This window comes from Dickeya fangzhongdai, from assembly GCF_002812485.1.
Classification (GTDB): domain Bacteria; phylum Pseudomonadota; class Gammaproteobacteria; order Enterobacterales; family Enterobacteriaceae; genus Dickeya; species Dickeya fangzhongdai.
In genome coordinates this window covers 3951574-3971049 of record NZ_CP025003.1, presented here as the reverse complement: position 1 = coordinate 3971049, position 19476 = coordinate 3951574, and the positions used below count along the sequence as shown (strand labels likewise).

Sequence of the window (19476 nt, the reverse complement as noted above, 5' to 3'; positions counted from 1 at the left end):
TTTGAGCAGCGTTTTTTTTACCTTCTTTGAGTTTATTAAATATTGTTCGATTTTTTCTTAAACTTAGGATCACAATAAAAACGTTTTATTAACAGCAATAACGAAAAAGTGCGTTATAAAAATAAAAGGCAATAATGCGAATTATTAAGTGAAATTAAATGGTGACTCAATGAAAGGAACGGCGGGTTATTTTCTGTCGTAAATAAATTTACGTAGATGATATCTCTAATTAATGTCGGCGGATTAAAAGGCGACGGGCGGAAAATATTTTAAAACGTTCGCCGCCGGATGAACCATCCGGCGGCGAACAGGGCGATTTACGTCTAACTGCGTATATCAGGTCACCGGCGCCGGGTTGAACACCGACAGGGCGTTGTGCAGACCCCATTGATCGGACCAGGTTTTTTTCTTGCCGCTGGCGATATCCAGAATAAAGCGGAACAACTGCCAGCCCACATCCTCAATAGTGGCTTCGCCGGTGGCGATGGTGCCGGCGTTGATATCCATCAGGTCATGCCAGCGTTCCGCCAGCGCCGTGCGGGTCGCCATCTTGATAACCGGTACGGCTTTCAACCCGTAAGGGGTGCCGCGTCCGGTGGTGAATACCTGTACCGTGATGCCGGAAGCCAGTTGCTGGGTACCGCACACAAAGTCGCTGGCGGGCGTGGCCGCGTAAATCAGGCCGCGTTTGGTCGGGCGCTGACCCGGCGACAGCACTTCGACAATCGCGCTGGTGCCGGATTTGGCGATTGAACCCAGCGCTTTTTCCACCACGTTGGCCAGGCCGCCTTTCTTGTTGCCGGGAGACGGGTTGGCGCTGCGGTCGGTTTTGCCGCTGTCCAGATAATCGTCATACCAGGCCATCTCTTCCAGCAGGCGTTTACCCACCTCTTCATTGATGGCGCGCGGCGTGAGCAGATGGATGGCGTCGCGGACCTCGGTGACTTCGGAAAACATCACCGTGGCGCCGCAGCGCACCAGCAGATCGGAGGCGAATCCCACCGCCGGGTTAGCGGTTACGCCGGAAAAGGCGTCGCTGCCGCCGCACTGCATGCCGACCACCAGTTCGGAAGCCGGCACCGTTTCGCGCTGACGGCGGTTGAGCTGTTGCAGATGTTTATCCGCCATGCTCAGGATGTCGTCCACCATAGATTTGAAACCGACATGATGTTCATCCTGCAACCGCACGATACTGGTGTCGTCCAGTGAAATGGCCTGTACATCCGGCGTACCCTGCAGCAGACGTTCCGGCTGGAGTTTTTCGCAGCCCAGCCCGACCACCAGCACTTCGCCGCCGAAATTTGGGTTCAGCGCCAGGTTATGGATGGTGCGAATCGGCACTACCGCGGCCGGGGCATTGATCGCCACGCCGCAGCCGTACAAATGGTTCAGCGCTACCACGCCGTCCACGTTGGGGTAACGGGGCAACAGGTCGCGTTCGATCAGCGTGACGACATAATCCACCACGCCGGCGACGCAGTGTACGCTGGTGGTGATGCCAAGCAGGTTTTTGGTGCCGACGCTGCCGTCTGGGTTACGGTAGCCTTCAAAGGTATAACCTTCCAGCGGCGGCAGCGACGGTGGAACCCGGGTCGCCAGCGGCAAGGTTTCCAGCGCCGGGGCGTTGGGCAATTCCACCAGAGATTCATCGATCCAACTGCCGCGGGCGATGTCTCTGAGGGCGTAGCCGATGATTTCGCCATAACGGACGATGGAGTCGCCGAGGGCGATATCGCTTAATGCCACTTTGTGGCCCTGTGGTACGTGCTCTTTCAGTTCCAGGCCGCAGCTGAATCGGGTGCCGGCTTTCAGGCCGTTATTGTTAACGACAATGGCAACATTGTCAGACTCATGGACCTTGATATAAAGCGGCCGCTCACTGGCCACACCCTTGTTTGTGTTATCTGACATGGTGCTAACCTTTATTATGTTATATACCCGTCATACTTCAAGTTGCAGGTGCGTTGGCTTTATTACTCGGCCCATCCCTGGGCCTCGCCCCTGCGGGGCCGCTGCCAGCAGCGTTCAACTCTGCTCCCGGCAGAGTTGTCGCTCACCCCAGTCACTTACTTGAGTAAGCTCCTGGGGATTCGCTGCGTCGCCGCCTTCCTGCAACTCGAATTATTTAGGGTATCCCGTCATGCATCAGGTTGCCGGGATGTCGGCGGCGCTACCGGCCCGTACTCAGGCCTGCCGCCCACCGAGTTCAAATCGGCTCGCGCCGGTTTGTCACTTACCTCAGCCGCTGACTGCGATAAGTTCCCTGGGAGTTCACTCGGTCGCCGCGTTACAAGGCTCGTTATGAGCCTTGCCCTGAAGGGCCAACGCGAACGTTTTGTCCTGCAACCCGAATTATTGGGGTATATAACGCTGGTTAAAGTTATAACGCGCGGTTTATTTTCACTGCTGCTAATAATGACTTTGCTCGGCACCAGTATAGGGGAGCTTTCCTCATCCGGGCATTATGCAATTGACTGACATCCTGATGCGCTGTGCTTAATTTCTCTGGCGAAGAAACAACATGCAGTGAGACTTGTCACATTATTCCGTTCCCCTGTCTTCTCCCGCCTTATCGATACCGTCGCGCCCTGTGACCAGAACGACAAAAAACGGCGTTTTCGTGAAATGACTCCCAATTCGTTAGGCGATTGCAAGAATCCGTGTTGGTGATGATGGTAATTGTTGGGCGCTTGTCCAGTGAGGCTCTCAGGGCCGCCCTTTATAATTCTCCCCAGAAGTCGAAGAGGTCTCGTGGTTTATTTTTGCTGTTCTGTTTGTTCCTTTGCTCAGGTTTCAAACCATTACCGACTCTTGATTTCATTCTGGTAACCCAACCCTACATTGTGTTGTTATTCGGAATGAATGAGCTAACCGCTATCTGAAAGTAGGAGTTCATCATGAATACCGTCAGCACAGCAGCAGGCGTATTACAAAAGAAAACCAACGCCCGTTACTGGATTGTCGTGATGCTGTTTATCGTCACGTCATTCAACTATGGCGACCGCGCCACGATCTCCATCGCCGGTTCCGCCATGTCCAAAGAGATTGGTCTTGATGCCGTGGGCATGGGCTATATCTTCTCCGCGTTTTCCTGGGCTTATGTCATAGGCCAAATCCCCGGCGGCTGGCTGCTTGACCGCTTCGGTTCCAAGCGGGTCTACTTCTGGAGTATTTTCACCTGGTCGCTGTTTACCCTGTTGCAAGGGTTCGTGGATCTGTTCCACGGTTCAGCCATTGTGATTTCACTGTTTATGCTGCGTTTTATGGTGGGATTGTGTGAATCCCCGTCCTTCCCTGGTAACAGCCGTATCGTTGCGGCCTGGTTCCCGGCGCAGGAACGCGGCACCGCTGTCGCCATCTTCAACTCCGCACAGTATTTCGCCACCGTTATCTTCGCTCCCATCATGGGCTGGCTGACGCACGAAGTGGGTTGGGCGCACGTGTTCTGGTTCATGGGCGGTCTTGGCATGATCATCAGCTTCCTGTGGCTGAAAGTGATTCACGACCCGAAAGATCACCCGAGCGTGAACAAGGCGGAACTGGAGTACATCGAAGCGGGCGGCGCGCTGGTCAATATGGATGCGGCGGCGACTAAAAAAGAGGTCGCCCGCGGCGAGAAGTGGCACCAGATTAAGCAATTACTGACTTCCCGCATGATGATGGGGATTTATCTTGGTCAATACTGCATCAATGCGCTGACTTACTTCTTTATCACCTGGTTCCCGGTGTATCTGGTGCAGGCTCGCGGCATGTCGATTCTGAAAGCCGGCTTTGTGGCCTCTATCCCGGCGATCTGCGGTTTTGTCGGCGGCGTACTGGGCGGGGTGATTTCCGACTTCCTGATGCGTCGTACTCAGTCACTGACTGTCGCGCGTAAAACGCCGATTGTGCTGGGGATGTTGCTGTCCATGTCGATGGTGATTTGTAACTACGTCACCACGGAATGGGTGGTGATTGCGGTGATGGCGGCGGCCTTCTTCGGTAAAGGCATCGGCGCGCTGGGTTGGGCGGTAATGGCGGATACGGCGCCGAGGGAAATCAGCGGCCTGAGCGGCGGTCTGTTCAACATGTTCGGCAACATCTCCGGCATTGTGACCCCGATTGCCATCGGCTACATCGTCGGTAGCACCGGCTCCTTCAACGGCGGCCTGATTTATGTCGGTATCCATGCGCTGGTGGCGATTCTGAGCTTCCTGTTCATCGTGCAGGACATTAAACGTATCGAATTGAAACCTTATCAATCCCGCTGATGCAGGGTAAGGACGTGACTATGAGCAGTACGCAAGATTCCCCCGTCATTACCGACATGAAAGTCATCCCCGTCGCGGGCTATGACAGCATGTTGCTCAACATTGACGGTGCGCACGGGGCGTATTTCACCCGCAACATCGTGATTCTGAAAGACAACGCCGGGCACACCGGCGTAGGTGAAGCGCCGGGCGGCGAGGTGATTTACAACACGCTGACGGCGGCAATCCCACAGGTGGTGGGGGCGCAGGTGGCGCGTATGAACCATCTGGTGCATCAGGTTCACAAAGGCAACCAGTCTTCGGATTTCGATTCGTTCGGCAAAGGCGCCTGGACGTTCGAATTGCGGGTCAACGCTGTCGCCGCACTGGAAGCCGCCCTGCTGGACCTGCTGGGTCAGCACCTGAATGTACCGGTGGCCGAGTTGCTGGGGCCGGGCAAGCAGCGCGACGAGGTGACGGTGCTTGGTTACCTGTTCTACATCGGCGATCGCACCAAAACCGATCTGCCCTACCTTGAAGGTGAGCAGGGCAAGCATCCGTGGTATCACCTGCGTCACCAAAAGGCGATGGACAGCGAGGCGGTGGTGCGGCTGGCGGAAGCGGCGGCCGATCGCTACGGCTTCAAAGACTTCAAACTGAAAGGCGGCGTACTGCCGGGCGAACTGGAAGTCGACGCCGTCAAGGCGCTGAAAAAACGTTTTCCGGATGCCCGCATCACGGTGGACCCGAACGGCGCCTGGCTGCTGGACGAAGCGATTGGCTTGTGCAAGGACCTGAACGGCGTGCTGACTTACGCCGAAGACCCGTGCGGCGCCGAGCAGGGTTTCTCCGGCCGCGAGGTGATGGCGGAATTCCGCCGCGCCACCGGTTTGCCGGTCGCCACCAATATGATTGCCACCAACTGGCGTGAGATGAACCATGCCGTGATGCTGCAGGCGGTGGATATTCCGCTGGCGGATCCGCATTTCTGGACCATGCACGGTGCGGTGCGGGTGGCGCAACTGTGTGACGAGTGGGGATTGACCTGGGGTTGCCACTCCAACAATCACTTCGATATTTCGCTGGCGATGTTTACCCATGTGGGCGCCGCGGCGCCCGGTAAACCGACCGCCATCGACACCCATTGGATCTGGCAGGAAGGTCAGCATCTGACCAAAGAACCGCTGCAGATTGTGAACGGCAAAATCAAGGTGCCGGAACGCCCGGGGCTGGGTATCGAGCTGGATATGGAACAGGTGATGAAAGCTCATGAGCTGCACAAGAAACTGCCGAGCGGCGCGCGTAATGACGCGGCGGCCATGCAGTACCTGATCCCCGGCTGGAAATTTGATCGCAAGCGCCCGGTGTTCGGACGCGAGTTACCTAAGAATTCAACGTTTTAACAGAAGGAAACTATCATGACGTCGCAAAGTTCCACCCCGGTTATTACCAGTATGCAGGTGATCCCTGTCGCCGGGCACGACAGCATGTTGCTGAACCTCAGCGGAGCGCACGCGCCGTACTTCACCCGTAATATCGTGATCCTCCAGGACAATGCGGGCCATACCGGCGTGGGTGAAATCCCTGGCGGCGAGAAAATCCGCCAGACGTTGGAAGATGCCGCTGCGCTGGTAGTGGGTAAAACGCTGGGCGAATACAAAAACGTGATGACCGCGGTGCGTAACCAGTTCGCCGACCGCGATGCCACCGGCCGCGGTCTGCAAACGTTCGACCTGCGCACCACCATTCACGTGGTGACGGGAATCGAAGCCGCGATGCTGGACCTGCTGGGTCAATTCCTGAACGTGCCGGTGGCGGCGTTGCTGGGCGATGGTCAGCAGCGTGACGCGGTGGAGATGCTGGGTTATCTGTTCTACATCGGCGATCGCAACAAGACCGACCTGCCGTACCAGAATCAGTCGAATGAAAAATGCGACTGGTATCGTCTGCGCCATGAAGAAGCGCTGACGCCGGAAACGGTAGTGCGTCTGGCGGAAGCGGCGTACGAAAAATACGGCTTTAACGATTTCAAACTGAAAGGCGGCGTGCTGGCCGGCAGCGAAGAGGCCGAAGCGGTCACCGCGCTGGCTAAACGCTTCCCGCAGGCGCGCATTACGCTGGACCCGAACGGCGCCTGGTCGCTGAACGAGGCGATTGGTCTTGGCAAACAACTGCGCGGCGTGCTGGCTTACGCCGAAGACCCGTGTGGCGCCGAACAGGGCTTCTCCGGCCGTGAAGTGATGGCGGAATTCCGCCGCGCCACCGGGCTGCCCACCGCCACCAACATGATCGCCACCGACTGGCGTCAGATGGGCCACACTATTTCCCTGCAGTCGGTGGATATTCCGCTGGCGGACCCGCACTTCTGGACCATGCAGGGGTCGGTGCGCGTGGCGCAGATGTGCCACGAGTGGGGATTGACCTGGGGCTCGCATTCCAACAACCACTTCGATATTTCGCTGGCGATGTTCACCCACGTGGCTGCCGCCGCGCCGGGTCGGATTACCGCCATTGATACCCACTGGATCTGGCAGGAAGGTAATCAGCGTTTGACCAAAGAGCCGTTACAGATCGTCGGCGGCATGGTCGAAGTGCCGAAGAAACCGGGTCTGGGCGTCGAACTGGATATGGATCAGGTGATGAAGGCCCATGAGCTGTATAAAAACATGGGGCTGGGGGCGCGTAACGACGCCGTCGGCATGCAGTACCTGATCCCCAACTGGACGTTTGATAACAAACGTCCTTGCCTGGTTCGCTAATCCATCGCTGTTCGTTAATTATCGACAGTCGTTAATTGAGGTGCGCCGCCTCATCCGGGGCGGCGAGGTAAAGAGTAAGGACAAAACATGAAGACGCCACTGTTGCCTAACCAATTTCGCCAGGATTTACAGCAGGGGAAAACCCTGATCGGTTGCTGGTGCGCGCTGGGTAATCCTATTTCCACCGAGGTATTGGGACTGGCCGGGTTTGACTGGCTGGTACTGGACGGCGAGCACGCGCCGAACGATATCAACACCTTTATCCCGCAACTGATGGCGCTGAAAGGCAGCCACAGCGCGCCGGTGGTACGTCCGCCCTGCAATGAGCCGGTGATCATCAAGCGATTGCTGGATATTGGTTTCTACAACTTCCTGATCCCGTTTGTGGAAAGTGAAGAAGAGGCGATTCGCGCCGTGGCGTCGACCCGTTATCCGCCGGCCGGTATTCGCGGCGTGTCGGTCGGTCATCGCAGCAACGCCTACGGCACCGAGCCGAACTATTTCGCCACCATTAACGACAACATCACCGTGCTAGTGCAGATCGAAACGCAGGAAGGGGTGGACAATCTGGACGCGATCGCCGCGGTGGACGGCGTTGACGGTATTTTCGTCGGCCCGGGCGACCTGTCGGCCGCGCTGGGGTATCTGGGGCAGCCCAACCACCCGGAAGTGCAGAAAGTGATTCGCCATATTTTTGAACGCGCGGCCGCCCACGGTAAGCCGAGCGGCATTCTGGCGCCGGTGGAAGCGGACGCCCGTCGCTATCTGGAATGGGGCGCGCGTTTTGTTGCGGTGGGCAGCGATCTGGGCGTGTTCCGCGGCGCTACGCAGGCGCTGTGCGACAAATTCAAAAAGTAACTTGGATTAATCAGGGCCGCATCGGCCGTAAACATATCTGACCATGTCACTGAATGGACAACGAGGTTATCGCAATGAAAATTGGTTTTATTGGACTGGGTATCATGGGCAAACCGATGAGCAAAAACCTGATCAAAGCGGGTTACTCATTGGTCGTGCTGGACAGAAACAGCGCGGCGGTCGCTGAAGTTGTGGCGGCGGGCGCCACCTCGGCTGAAACGGCGAAAGCCGTGGCTGAGCAGAGCGATATCGTGATTACCATGTTGCCGAACTCCCCTCACGTTAAAGAGGTGGTGCTGGGTGAAAACGGCGTGATTGAAGGCGCGCGTAAAGGCACGGTGGTGATCGACATGAGTTCCATCGCCCCGTTGGCCAGCCGTGAAATTGCCGCGGCGCTGGCGGAAAAAGGCGTCGAGATGCTGGACGCGCCGGTCAGCGGCGGCGAGCCAAAAGCGATCGACGGTACGTTGTCCGTGATGGTGGGCGGCGACAAGGCGGTCTTCGACCGTAGCTATGAGGTGATGAAGGCGATGGCGGGTTCGGTGGTACACACCGGCGATATCGGCGCGGGCAACGTCACCAAGCTGGCGAATCAGGTCATCGTGGCGCTGAATATCGCCGCCATGTCGGAAGCGCTGGTGCTGGCGACCAAAGCCGGCGTGAATCCGGACCTGGTGTATCAGGCGATTCGCGGCGGTCTGGCGGGCAGCACCGTGCTGGATGCCAAAGCGCCGATGGTGATGGACCGCAACTTCAAGCCCGGTTTCCGCATCGACCTGCATATCAAAGATCTGGCCAACGCGCTGGATACGTCTCACGGCGTCGGGGCGCAGCTGCCGCTGACCGCCGCGGTGATGGAAATGATGCAGGCGCTGAAGGCCGATGACCTGGGCGGCGCCGACCACAGCGCGCTGGCTTGTTATTACGAGAAACTGGCGAAAGTGGAAGTTACTCGGTAGTTGACGGGGCGGCGTCGGCGCAAGGCGCGGGGCCGCCCGGTTGACGGAACATTTTTGACTTGCGCCGGTTCCTGGTTGTGTCCCGCAATTGTGCGTGACAGCGGCTGGCGGTCAAATCGCAGCGAGATCGGACGCGAACCGCGTGGTTGGGGAAGCCCAGACACACGTCGGGTCGTGCGGGATACTGCGTTTTGGCCCCGGCTCTGCGCCGGCGACGCGAATAATTGCGGGACACAGCCTACAGCGCGGGTAGTTGATGACGCGAGTCGTTTATGAAAATAGTTATCGCACCGGATTCTTACAAAGAGAGCTTATCCGCCCAGGAAGTGGCGACGCAGATTGAGGCCGGTTTTCGGGAGGTGTTCCCCGACGCCAGCTACGTGAAACTGCCGGTCGCCGATGGGGGAGAGGGAACCGTGGAAGCCATGGTGGCGGCAACCCGCGGTAAAATCGTCAAGGTGAACGTCACCGGTCCGCTGGGCGATGATATCGACGCTTTTTTCGGGCTGTCAGGGGATGAAAAAACGGCGTTTATCGAGATGGCGGCCGCCAGCGGGCTGGAACGGGTGCCGCCGCATCTGCGCAATCCGCTGCTGACCACCAGCTATGGCACCGGCGAGCTGATTCGCAGCGCGCTGGATCACGGCGTTCGCCACTGTATTATCGGCATCGGCGGCAGCGCCACCAACGATGGCGGCGCAGGGATGATGCAGGCGCTGGGCGCGCAGTTGCTGGACGACGCGAAGCAACCGATCGGGTTTGGCGGCGCGGAGTTGGCGCGGCTGGCGCACATTGATATTCATTCGCTGGACCCGCGTATCCGGCAGTGCCGGTTTGAGGTGGCTTGCGATGTCACCAATCCACTGACCGGCAAGCAGGGCGCATCGGCGATATTTGGGCCGCAGAAAGGCGCCACCGAGGCGATGGTAGAACAGTTGGATCAGGCATTACGCCACTATGCGGGCGTGATCCGCAACGATCTGGATATCGACGTGGAGCAGGTGCCGGGCGCGGGCGCCGCCGGCGGCATGGGTGCGGCGTTGCTGGCGTTCTGCGGCGCGGAATTGCGTCGCGGCATTGAGATTGTCACCGAAGCGTTAGGGCTGGACGAACTGGTCAGGGACGCGTCGCTGGTGATCACCGGCGAAGGCCGTATCGACAGCCAGACTATTCACGGCAAAGTGCCGATCGGCGTCGCTTCTGTGGCTAAACGCTACCACAAACCGGTGATCGGCATTGCCGGCAGCCTGACCGCCGACGTAGGCGTGGTGCACGATCATGGGCTTGATGCGGTATTCAGCGTGCTTTACAACATCTGTTCGCTGGAGGAAGCGCTGGACAACGCCGCCGCCAACGTGCGGATGACTGCGCGCAATATTGCCGCCACCATCAAACTGGCGCAGGCGATTTCCTGAGCTCGTCGCTGGCCGTCACCGCGACGGCTGACCAACCGGCAGGCGCTGCCTTTGCGTGCATCCGCCTGCCTGATGGTATTTCTGGTTTGTTATCGCCGCCGGCGTTTCAGGCTGAGGCTTCCAGCCGTTTGCGCGCCGCTTTTTCCACATTGGTCATTTCGTCCATCAACTCCAGCCATTCCGGCTCCAGTTCATCAGCCGACAGGCCTTTGCGCAGCGACTGTTCGAGGTAGTGACAGATCTGTTTGAGCCGCGGTACGCCGCTATAGCTGCAACTGCCGTGCAGTTTGTGAATGATGTCGACCAGATTGTCCGGTGAGTTGCCCGCCAGCACCGCGTCTACCTGCTGACGGACATCCGGCAGAAAATCCAGCAGCATCGCCAGCAGGTCGCGCGCCAGATCCGGTTTGCTGGCGGCCTGCCGCAACGCCAGATCCCAGTCCAGCGACAGCGGCGATTGCGCCGTGACCGCCATCATCGGCATCGGCGGCGCGGGCAGTTCGCTGGGCGTTTTACAGGCATGGCGCAGCAGCGTCTGGCGCAGCATCTGTTCGTCGATGGGTTTGGACAGATAATCATCCATACCCGATTGCAGCAGCACTTCGCGCTCGCCGCTCATGGTGTGCGCGGTTACCGCCACGATTGGCGTATGCGCGTGCTGCGACAATCGGCGGATATGCTCGCTGGCCTGCAGGCCGTCCATGCCGGGCATCTGTATATCCATCAGAATGATATCCAGATGGGTACCCTGCGCGCGGGCGATAGCGTCGGCGCCGCTTTCGCACAGAATGATGTTTTCCACCTGTTCTTCCAGCAGCGCGCCGATCAGCTTCAGGTTGGCCGGGTTGTCGTCCACCGCCATCACGCTGAGCGGTAAACGGCTGAGCGACGCGGCGGGCGGCGGTAGCGCGCGCTCGCTGCTGTCCTGACTAAACAGGCTGTTATCCTGCAGCATCGGCAACAGCCGCGGCGCGGTGATGGGCTTGCTCAGGCTGGCGTGGATGCCGAACGATTTCAACTGCTCCGCTTCCATTTCCGCCATGCTCGGCAGCGCCAGAATCACGCAGGAGGCCAGGCGACAGAAGTCACGAATCTGCGGCGTGAAATCCAACAGCGTATTGCGGTAGTGGATCGGTACGCCGATCAGCAGGATGTCGAAGGTGCGTTCCGGCAACTGTTCCATCGTCGGGCTGTAGCTGACGGTCAGCGGCGTATGCACCAGAATGTCCAGCGTCGCCTGAGCCGCCGCTGGGTTAGCTTCCACATAGGCCAGATGTTTGCCCTGCAAACTATCAAAGTGATAATCAGGCTCCAGCACGTGCGGGTTCATCTGTAGATTAACGGTACACCAGAAGGTGGTGCCCTGATTCAGTTTGCTGTGGAAACTGATGTCGCCGCCCATTTCCCGCACCAGCCGCTGGGTAATCACCAGCCCCAGACCGGTGCCGCCGTGCTGGCGTGAAATACTGGTATCCGCCTGACGGAACGCCTGAAACAGCTGAGTCTGCTGCGCTTCGGCAATGCCGATGCCGGTATCCTTGATCTGGATTTCCAGCAGCACCTGCAAACTCTCCTGCCTGCGCTTTTCGATGCGGATATCAATGTTGCCCTGTTCGGTAAACTTGATGGCGTTGCCCAGCAGATTGGTGATGATTTGCTGCAAGCGCAGCGGGTCGCCGACGAACTGTTCCGGCACGTCATGCTGGATGTTTAGCGTCAGTTCCAGCCCTTTCTCATGGGCGGTATGCGCCAGCAGCATAATCACTTCATCCAGCGTGTTGTGCAGCGAGAACGGGATATTCTCCAGCACCAGTTTTCCGGCTTCCAGCTTGGAGAAGTCCAGTACGTCATTGATGATATTGAGCAGATTGTTGGCGGAGCGCTCAATGGTTTGCAGGTAATCCTTTTGGGTCGGCGTCAGCTGGGTTTTCAGCGTCTGGCGGGTAAAGCCGATGACGCCATTGAGCGGCGTGCGTAGTTCGTGGGACATGTTGGCCAGGAACTCGGATTTGATGCGCGCCGCTTCCTGCGCCCGCTTTTTGGCCAGATCCAGCTCGACGTTCTGGATCTCCATCTGTTCCAGCGTTTCGCGCAGGTCATAGGTAGCCTGATCGATGTTTTGCTGCATCTCCTCATGATAGGCGGTGAGCGACATCGCCATCGAGTTGATGCCGTTTTTCAGCATGTCCAGCTCGCCCAGCATGTGGCCTTCCACCCGGCTGTCCAACTGGCCGCGACGGATACGGTCCACCGTTTCCACCATGTTGCGGATGGGGATGGTGACATCGCGCATCAGCCGATAGGCCAGCAGCATCGCCACGCCCATGCAGAACAGCAATAGCATCGCGGCCATGAACATCTCGCGGTATTGCTGCAACCGGATGGTGTTCAAATCCAGCTCGACTGCGACATAACCCATCGGCGCCTGCCGGCTGATCAGCGTACCGGCGGAGACTTCGCCTTCGTTTTCGATAGGCATCTGCAACACCAGGCACTCTTCTTCGTTTTGCAGCCGCAGGGCGGTCGGCAGCGGATTGCCGGACGGCACCTGCAACAGCTGGCCGTGGGGGTTATTGGGGTTGCTGGTGACGATGAGCTGGTTGCGGGCGTCGAATACGCTGATGGTGCGCACAATGCCGGAATGATGACGATGCAGCATATTGACCAGTTGCCGCAGCGATTCCGGCTGACGCTGGGTCAAGGCATAGGCGCTGTTGACCGCCAGCGGTTGAATGATACTGGCGCCGGCGTCGGCCAACTGTTCCTGCAACTGGTTATAGCGGTGGATGACGAAAAAACTACTGAGCAGCAGACCGATCAGCATGGTCGGGGCCAGAATCAGTATCATCATACGTGCGCGCAGACTGTATTTGGTCATGAGGTTCCAATGTGGGACAATTAAGGTCGACTATTCCATTAAATCAATGACAGCACACTTATGGCGCAATTCTACTCTCCAAACCGGCGCGTGACGACCCGGCAAACCCTTACCGTGACGGCGAATGATCTGGATCCATTCGGACAGGGAGTAGCCCGCCATCAGGGAAAAACGCTGTTCATCCCCGGCGTGCTGCCGGGTGAGCAGGCCGAGGTGCAGTTGACGGAAGAGAAACGCCAGTTTGCCCATGCCCGGCTGCGGCGGTTGTTGACCACCAGCGAAGAGCGCGTGACGCCGCGCTGCCCGCACTTTTCCGTTTGCGGCGGTTGCCAGCAGCAGCATGCCAGCCAGCCGTTGCAGCACCGCAGCAAGGCGGCCGCGCTGACACACCTGATGACGCGGGAAACCGGCGCCGTCCCGCCGGAGCCGGAGGTAATCGCCGGATCGGCCTATGCCTACCGCCGCCGCGCGCGCCTTGCATTATACTATCAGGCGAAAACGCGCCGGTTACAGATGGGCTACCGGCAGGCGGGATCGCACGATTTGGTGGATATCGGCGCCTGCCCGATTTTGCGGCCGGAACTGGAAGCGCTGCTGGCGCCGTTGCGCGATTGTCTCGGGCAGTTGCAGGCCGTCCGGCGGCTTGGGCACGTGGAGCTGGTGCTGGCCGAGCAGGGGCCGTTGGTGATCTTGCGCCATCTGGATCCGTTGCGCGACGCTGACCGTCAGGCGATGACGGCGTTCGCCGCTCAGCATGGCGCGGCGCTGTTTGCGGCGCCGGAAGCCGGCGCGCTGGAATGCCTGCACGGCGACATGCCGTCTTATCGCATCGCCGGATTATCGCTGGCGTTCAGCCCGCGGGATTTCATTCAGGTCAATGACGACATCAACCAACGTATGGTGGAACGGGCGTTGGCGTGGCTGGATCCGCAGCCGCAGGACCGGGTGCTCGACCTGTTTTGCGGCATGGGCAATTTTACCCTGCCGCTGGCGGCGCGCGCCGCCAGCGTGGTCGGGGTCGAAGGCGTGGCGGCGCTGGTGGACAAAGGGCGGGAAAACGCCCAGCGCAACGGGCTGACGCAGGTCACATTTTATCATCATGACCTGGAAGAGGACGTCACCCGGCAACCGTGGGCGTCGATGGGATTTGATAAGATACTGCTCGATCCGGCCCGCGCCGGCGCGCCGGGCGTGATGCCGCAGATTGTGAAACTGGCTCCCCGGCGGGTGGTGTATATATCCTGTAATCCCACCACGCTGGCGCGGGACAGCAAGGTGCTGATGGCCGCCGGTTATCGTCTGGCCCGGCTGGCCATGCTGGATATGTTTCCACATACCGGACATCTTGAGTCGATGGCACTGTTTTTGCTTGGTTCCGATGGCTCGGTAAAGTAGGGAGAAATTATGGTTGCGGTAAGAAGTGCGCATTTGAATACTGAAGGCAAGTTCGTGCCGGACGCGTGGATTGCCTCCCTGGGTATCGCCAGTAAAACGTCGTGCGAACGCCTCGCCGAAACTTGGCGCTACTGCGAAGAAAAAACAGAAGGCCACCCTGATGCGATGCTGCTGTTGTGGCGCGGCATCGAGATGGTGGAAATCCTCTCCACGCTGAGTATGGATAACGACAGCATGCGCGCGGCGATGCTGTTCCCGCTGGCGGACGCCAACGTGGTGGATGAAGAAACGCTGCGGGAAACCTTCGGCAAGAATATCGTCAATCTGGTGCATGGCGTGCGCGATATGGATGCGATTCGCCAGCTCAAGGCCACCCAGCACGATTCGATGGCCTCCGAGCAGGTGGATAATATCCGCCGTATGCTGCTGGCGATGGTGGAAGATTTCCGTTGCGTGGTGATCAAGCTGGCGGAGCGTATCGCCCACCTGCGCGAAGTGAAGGACGCGCCGGAAGAAGAGCGCGTGCTGGCGGCCAAAGAGTGTACCAATATCTACGCGCCGCTGGCTAACCGGCTGGGTATCGGCCAGCTTAAGTGGGAACTCGAAGATTTCTGCTTCCGCTATCTGCACCCGGATGAGTACAAACGCATCGCCAAACTGCTGCACGAACGCCGTATCGACCGTGAGCAGTACATCGACGATTTCGTCAAAAACCTGCGCGCCTCTATGGCGCAAGAGGAACTGAAGGCCGAGGTGTATGGCCGGCCTAAACACATCTACAGCATCTGGCGCAAGATGCAGAAGAAATCGCTGTCGTTCGACGAACTGTTCGACGTGCGGGCGGTGCGTATCGTGGTGGAGCGGTTGCAGGACTGCTACGCCGCGCTGGGGATCGTGCATACCCACTATCGTCACCTGCCGGATGAGTTCGACGATTATGTCGCCAACCCCAAACCCAACGGTTATCAGTCGATCCACACCGTGGTGCTGGGGCCGGGCGGCAAGACGCTGGAAATTCAGATTCGTACCCGGCAGATGCACGAAGACGCGGAGCTTGGCGTCGCCGCACACTGGAAATACAAGGAAGGCGCCGCCACCAGCGGACGTTCCGGTTACGAAGAGCGTATCGCCTGGCTGCGTAAATTGCTGGCCTGGCAGGAAGAGATGGCCGACTCGGACGAAATGCTCGACGAAGTGCGCAGCCAGGTGTTCGACGACAGGGTCTATGTGTTTACGCCCAAGGGCGATGTGGTGGATTTGCCGACCGGTTCCACGCCGCTGGATTTTGCCTATCACATCCACAGCGACATCGGCCACCGTTGCATCGGCGCCAAGGTGGGCGGGCGTATCGTGCCGTTCACCTACCAGTTGCAGATGGGCGACCAGATCGAGGTCATCACCCAGAAGCAGCCGAACCCGAGCCGCGACTGGCTGAACCCCAATCTGGGGTACATCACCACCAGCCGCGGACGTTCCAAAATCCACAACTGGTTCCGCAAGCAGGATCGCGACAAGAATATCCTGGCGGGCAAACAGATTCTGGAAGACGAATTGGCGCATCTCGGCGTGAGCCTGAAAATGGCCGAAAAACTGCTGCTGCCGCGTTACAACATCAATTCGATGGATGAATTGCTGGCCGGCATCGGCGGCGGCGATATCCGCCTTAATCAGTTGGTTAACTTCCTGCAGTCGAAGGTGAACCAGCCGAGCGCCGAAGAGCAGGATCGCGAGGCGCTGCGCCAGTTGACGCAGAAATCCCAGCAACCGGCCCAGCGCGCCAGCGCTAAAGACAACGGCCGGGTGGTGGTGGAGGGCGTCGGCAACCTGATGCACCACATCGCGCGTTGCTGTCAGCCGATTCCGGGCGACGATATTATCGGTTTCATCACCCGCGGACGCGGCATTTCCATCCACCGTGCGGACTGCGAACAGCTCGACGACCTGCGCAGTCACGCGCCGGAGCGTATTGTCGAAGCGGTATGGGGCGAAAGCTACTCCAGCGGCTATTCGTTGGTGGTACGGGTGACCGCTAACGATCGCAGCGGCCTGTTGCGTGACATCACCACCATTCTGGCTAACGAAAAGGTCAATGTGTTGGGGGTTTCAAGCCGCAGCGACGTGAAGCAGCAGCTCGCCACTATCGACATGGACATCGAGATCTACAACCTGCAGGTGCTGGGCCGGGTGCTGGCCAAGCTCAATCAACTGCCGGATGTGATCGACGCCCGGCGCTTGCAGGGCAATTGATACTGTTGTTACTACCCTAAGGCGGGCCTGTCCCGCCTTTATCATGTCATTATCAGGATTATTATGAATTCATCCGCCATCGAGCGCTTACTCCACATCATGCAGCAACTGCGCGATCCGGAAACCGGTTGCCCGTGGGATCGCGAGCAGACGTTTGACACCATCGCCCCTTACACGCTGGAGGAAACCTACGAGGTGCTCGACGCCATCAGCCGTAAGGATTTCGACGACCTGCGCAGCGAACTGGGCGACCTGCTGTTTCAGGTGGTGTTTTACGCCCGAATGGCGCAAGAGCAAGGGCTGTTTGATTTCTCGGACGTGTGTGACGCCATTAGCGACAAGCTGGAACGCCGCCATCCGCATATCTTCGGCGACGCCACGCTGCCGGACAGCGACGCGGTGCTGGCTAACTGGGAGCAGACCAAGGCGCAGGAGCGGGCGGAAAAAGATCGTCATTCGCAGTTGGACGACATCCCGCAGGCGCTGCCGGCGCTGATGCAGGCGCATAAAATCCAGCAGCGCTGCGCCGCCGTCGGTTTCGACTGGACCACGCTCGGACCGGTGGTGGACAAACTGTACGAAGAGATCGACGAGGTGATGGTCGAAGCGCAGCAGGCGGTGATCGACCCGGAAAAACTGGGCGAAGAAATTGGCGATATGCTGTTTGCGGCGGTCAATCTGTCTCGCCATCTCGGACACAAGGCGGAAATCGCATTGCAACAGGCCAATCGCAAGTTCACCCGCCGTTTCCAGCAGGTGGAGCAACTGATTGGCGAAAGCGGCAAATCCCTTGCCGACGCCACGCTTGATGAGATGGAAGCAGCCTGGCAACAGGTAAAAGAATCAGAAAAAAAGGATTGAAATCATTTCCTGAACGAAAGTCGGGTTTTTCCCGGTTTTTGGCGCTATCCGGCTGATTTTAAACCCGGTCATCGTCTCCCGCGTGGGTGGGAGATACCGCATCAGCCGGAGCCTGTCAACGTCACAAAGGGTAAAACGATCATTTGTGACGCCTCCCAGGTTCGGGTATACTACTTTCCCGTCCTGGTCTTTCCATCGTCCTTAAACCTAAACTTTCAGGTTCAGCATGACAACTAATTATATTTTTGTGACCGGCGGGGTCGTATCCTCTCTGGGTAAAGGCATTGCCGCAGCCTCTCTCGCGGCTATTCTCGAAGCCCGTGGCCTCAACGTGACCATCATGAAACTGGACCCGTATATCAATGTGGATCCGGGCACGATGAGCCCGACGCAGCACGGCGAAGTGTTCGTCACCGAAGATGGCGCCGAAACCGACCTCGATCTGGGTCACTACGAGCGTTTTATTCGCACAAAGATGACGCGCCGCAATAACTTCACCACCGGACGCATTTATTCTGACGTTCTGCGCAAGGAGCGTCGGGGCGACTATCTGGGGGCGACCATTCAGGTTATCCCGCACATCACCAACGCCATTAAAGAACGCATTATCGAAGGCGGCGAAGGCCACGACGTGGTGCTGGTGGAAATCGGCGGTACGGTCGGCGATATCGAATCGCTGCCGTTCCTTGAAGCGATTCGCCAGATGGCGGTGGAAGTGGGCCGCGAGCACACCCTGTTCATGCATCTGACGCTGGTGCCGTACATGGCGGCGGCGGGTGAAGTGAAAACCAAGCCGACCCAGCACTCCGTGAAAGAACTGCTGTCCATCGGTATCCAGCCTGATGTATTGATCTGCCGTTCCGACCGCACCGTGCCGGCTAACGAACGCGCAAAAATCGCGCTGTTCTGCAACGTGCCGGAAAAAGCGGTCATCTCGCTGAAGGATATTGATTCCATTTATAAAATTCCGGCGCTATTGAAATCTCAGGGTCTGGACGATTATATTTGTAAACGATTCAGCTTGAACTGTCCGGAAGCAAACCTGTCAGAATGGGAACAGGTTATTTACGAAGAAGCCAATCCGGGCGGCGAAGTGACCATCGGCATGGTCGGCAAGTACGTAGAACTGCCGGATGCCTACAAGTCAGTGATTGAAGCGCTGAAACATGGCGGTCTGAAGAACCGCCTGACGGTCAACATCAAGCTCATCGATTCGCAGGACGTGGAAACGCGCGGCGTCGATGTGCTGAAAGGGTTAGACGCGATTCTGGTGCCGGGCGGGTTCGGCTACCGCGGGGTGGAAGGGAAAATCATGGCGGCGCGCTATGCCCGCGAGAACAACATCCCGTACCTTGGCATCTGTCTGGGTATGCAGGTGGCGCTGATGGAGTTCGCCCGCAATGTCGCCGGTATGGAAGGCGCCAACTCCACCGAGTTTGTGCCAGACTGTAAATACCCGGTAGTGGCGCTGATTACCGAATGGCGTGACGCCGAGGGTAATATCGAAGTGCGCAGCGAAGACGGCGATCTCGGCGGCACCATGCGCGTAGGCGGGCAGCAGTGCCATCTGACTGAAGGCAGCCTGGTGCGCCAGATGTACGGTGAGCCGACGATCATTGAACGTCATCGTCACCGTTACGAAGTCAACAATATGCTGTTGAAACAGATTGAGGCGGCGGGATTGCGTGTTGCTGGTGTCTCCGCCGACCGTAAGCTGGTGGAGATTATCGAGATCCCTGATCATCCGTGGTTTGTGGCTTGTCAGTTCCATCCGGAATTCACGTCCACGCCGCGTGACGGGCACCCGCTGTTTGCCGGCTTTGTGAAAGCCGCCGGGGCGTACCAGAAGCGTCAGGTGAAGTAAGGTTTTACCGG

General features: G+C 58.4%; 12 protein-coding genes. 10 read left to right on the top strand and 2 right to left on the bottom strand.

What is annotated here, in order from left to right; genetic code table 11:
- Positions 1 to 336: 336 nt before the first annotated feature.
- Positions 337 to 1911: a galactarate dehydratase gene (gene garD, locus CVE23_RS17805; protein ID WP_038920078.1), complete on the bottom strand. Its 1575-nt coding sequence runs from the start codon at positions 1909 to 1911 to the stop codon at positions 337 to 339.
- Positions 1912 to 2897: 986 nt separating this feature from the next.
- On the opposite strand from garD, the gene CVE23_RS17795 reads away from it, so the two are divergent.
- The 6 genes from CVE23_RS17795 (at position 2898) to CVE23_RS17770 (ending at position 10220) form a co-directional block, all read left to right on the top strand.
- Positions 2898 to 4250, top strand: a complete 1353-nt coding sequence (locus CVE23_RS17795) for an MFS transporter (protein WP_038920077.1) — start codon at positions 2898 to 2900, stop codon at positions 4248 to 4250.
- A gap of 20 nt (positions 4251 to 4270) precedes the next feature.
- Positions 4271 to 5632 (top strand): enolase C-terminal domain-like protein, encoded by a 1362-nt coding sequence (locus CVE23_RS17790; protein WP_100850055.1) that lies wholly within the window; start codon positions 4271 to 4273, stop codon positions 5630 to 5632.
- A gap of 15 nt (positions 5633 to 5647) precedes the next feature.
- Entirely contained in the window at positions 5648 to 6988 is a 1341-nt protein-coding gene (gene gudD / locus CVE23_RS17785) for a glucarate dehydratase (RefSeq protein ID WP_038920075.1), read from the top strand.
- 87 nt (positions 6989 to 7075) lie between these two features.
- Positions 7076 to 7846 carry a 2-dehydro-3-deoxyglucarate aldolase gene (gene garL, locus CVE23_RS17780; RefSeq protein ID WP_022634690.1) on the top strand — a complete coding sequence of 257 codons (771 nt, stop codon included), beginning with the start codon at positions 7076 to 7078 and terminating at the stop codon, positions 7844 to 7846.
- 68 nt (positions 7847 to 7914) lie between these two features.
- A complete protein-coding gene (garR, locus tag CVE23_RS17775; protein WP_038669312.1) occupies positions 7915 to 8805 on the top strand; it encodes a 2-hydroxy-3-oxopropionate reductase in 891 nt (296 codons plus the stop codon).
- 272 nt (positions 8806 to 9077) lie between these two features.
- The gene (locus CVE23_RS17770; RefSeq protein ID WP_038920074.1) at positions 9078 to 10220 is read left to right on the top strand and encodes a glycerate kinase; all 1143 of its coding nucleotides are present in this window, start codon (positions 9078 to 9080) and stop codon (positions 10218 to 10220) included.
- Positions 10221 to 10326: 106 nt separating this feature from the next.
- Here CVE23_RS17770 and barA read toward each other — a convergent pair whose 3' ends face one another.
- Positions 10327 to 13098, bottom strand: coding sequence for a two-component sensor histidine kinase BarA (barA, locus tag CVE23_RS17765; RefSeq protein ID WP_038920073.1), 2772 nt, complete (start codon positions 13096 to 13098; stop codon positions 10327 to 10329).
- Positions 13099 to 13158: 60 nt separating this feature from the next.
- Here barA and rlmD point away from each other — a divergent pair, with 60 nt between their 5' ends.
- The 4 genes from rlmD (at position 13159) to pyrG (ending at position 19465) form a co-directional block, all read left to right on the top strand.
- On the top strand, positions 13159 to 14493 hold the full coding sequence (gene rlmD, locus CVE23_RS17760) for a 23S rRNA (uracil(1939)-C(5))-methyltransferase RlmD (protein ID WP_100850054.1): 1335 nt from the start codon (positions 13159 to 13161) through the stop codon (positions 14491 to 14493).
- Positions 14494 to 14502: 9 nt separating this feature from the next.
- Complete coding sequence (gene relA, locus CVE23_RS17755; RefSeq protein ID WP_038920071.1) at positions 14503 to 16740, top strand: GTP diphosphokinase; 2238 nt, start codon at positions 14503 to 14505, stop codon at positions 16738 to 16740.
- 63 nt (positions 16741 to 16803) lie between these two features.
- Positions 16804 to 17601: a nucleoside triphosphate pyrophosphohydrolase gene (gene mazG, locus CVE23_RS17750; protein ID WP_100850053.1), complete on the top strand. Its 798-nt coding sequence runs from the start codon at positions 16804 to 16806 to the stop codon at positions 17599 to 17601.
- Between the two features lie 226 nt (positions 17602 to 17827).
- On the top strand, positions 17828 to 19465 hold the full coding sequence (pyrG, locus tag CVE23_RS17745; protein WP_038920069.1) for a glutamine hydrolyzing CTP synthase: 1638 nt from the start codon (positions 17828 to 17830) through the stop codon (positions 19463 to 19465).
- The last annotated feature ends 11 nt before the right edge of the window (positions 19466 to 19476 follow it).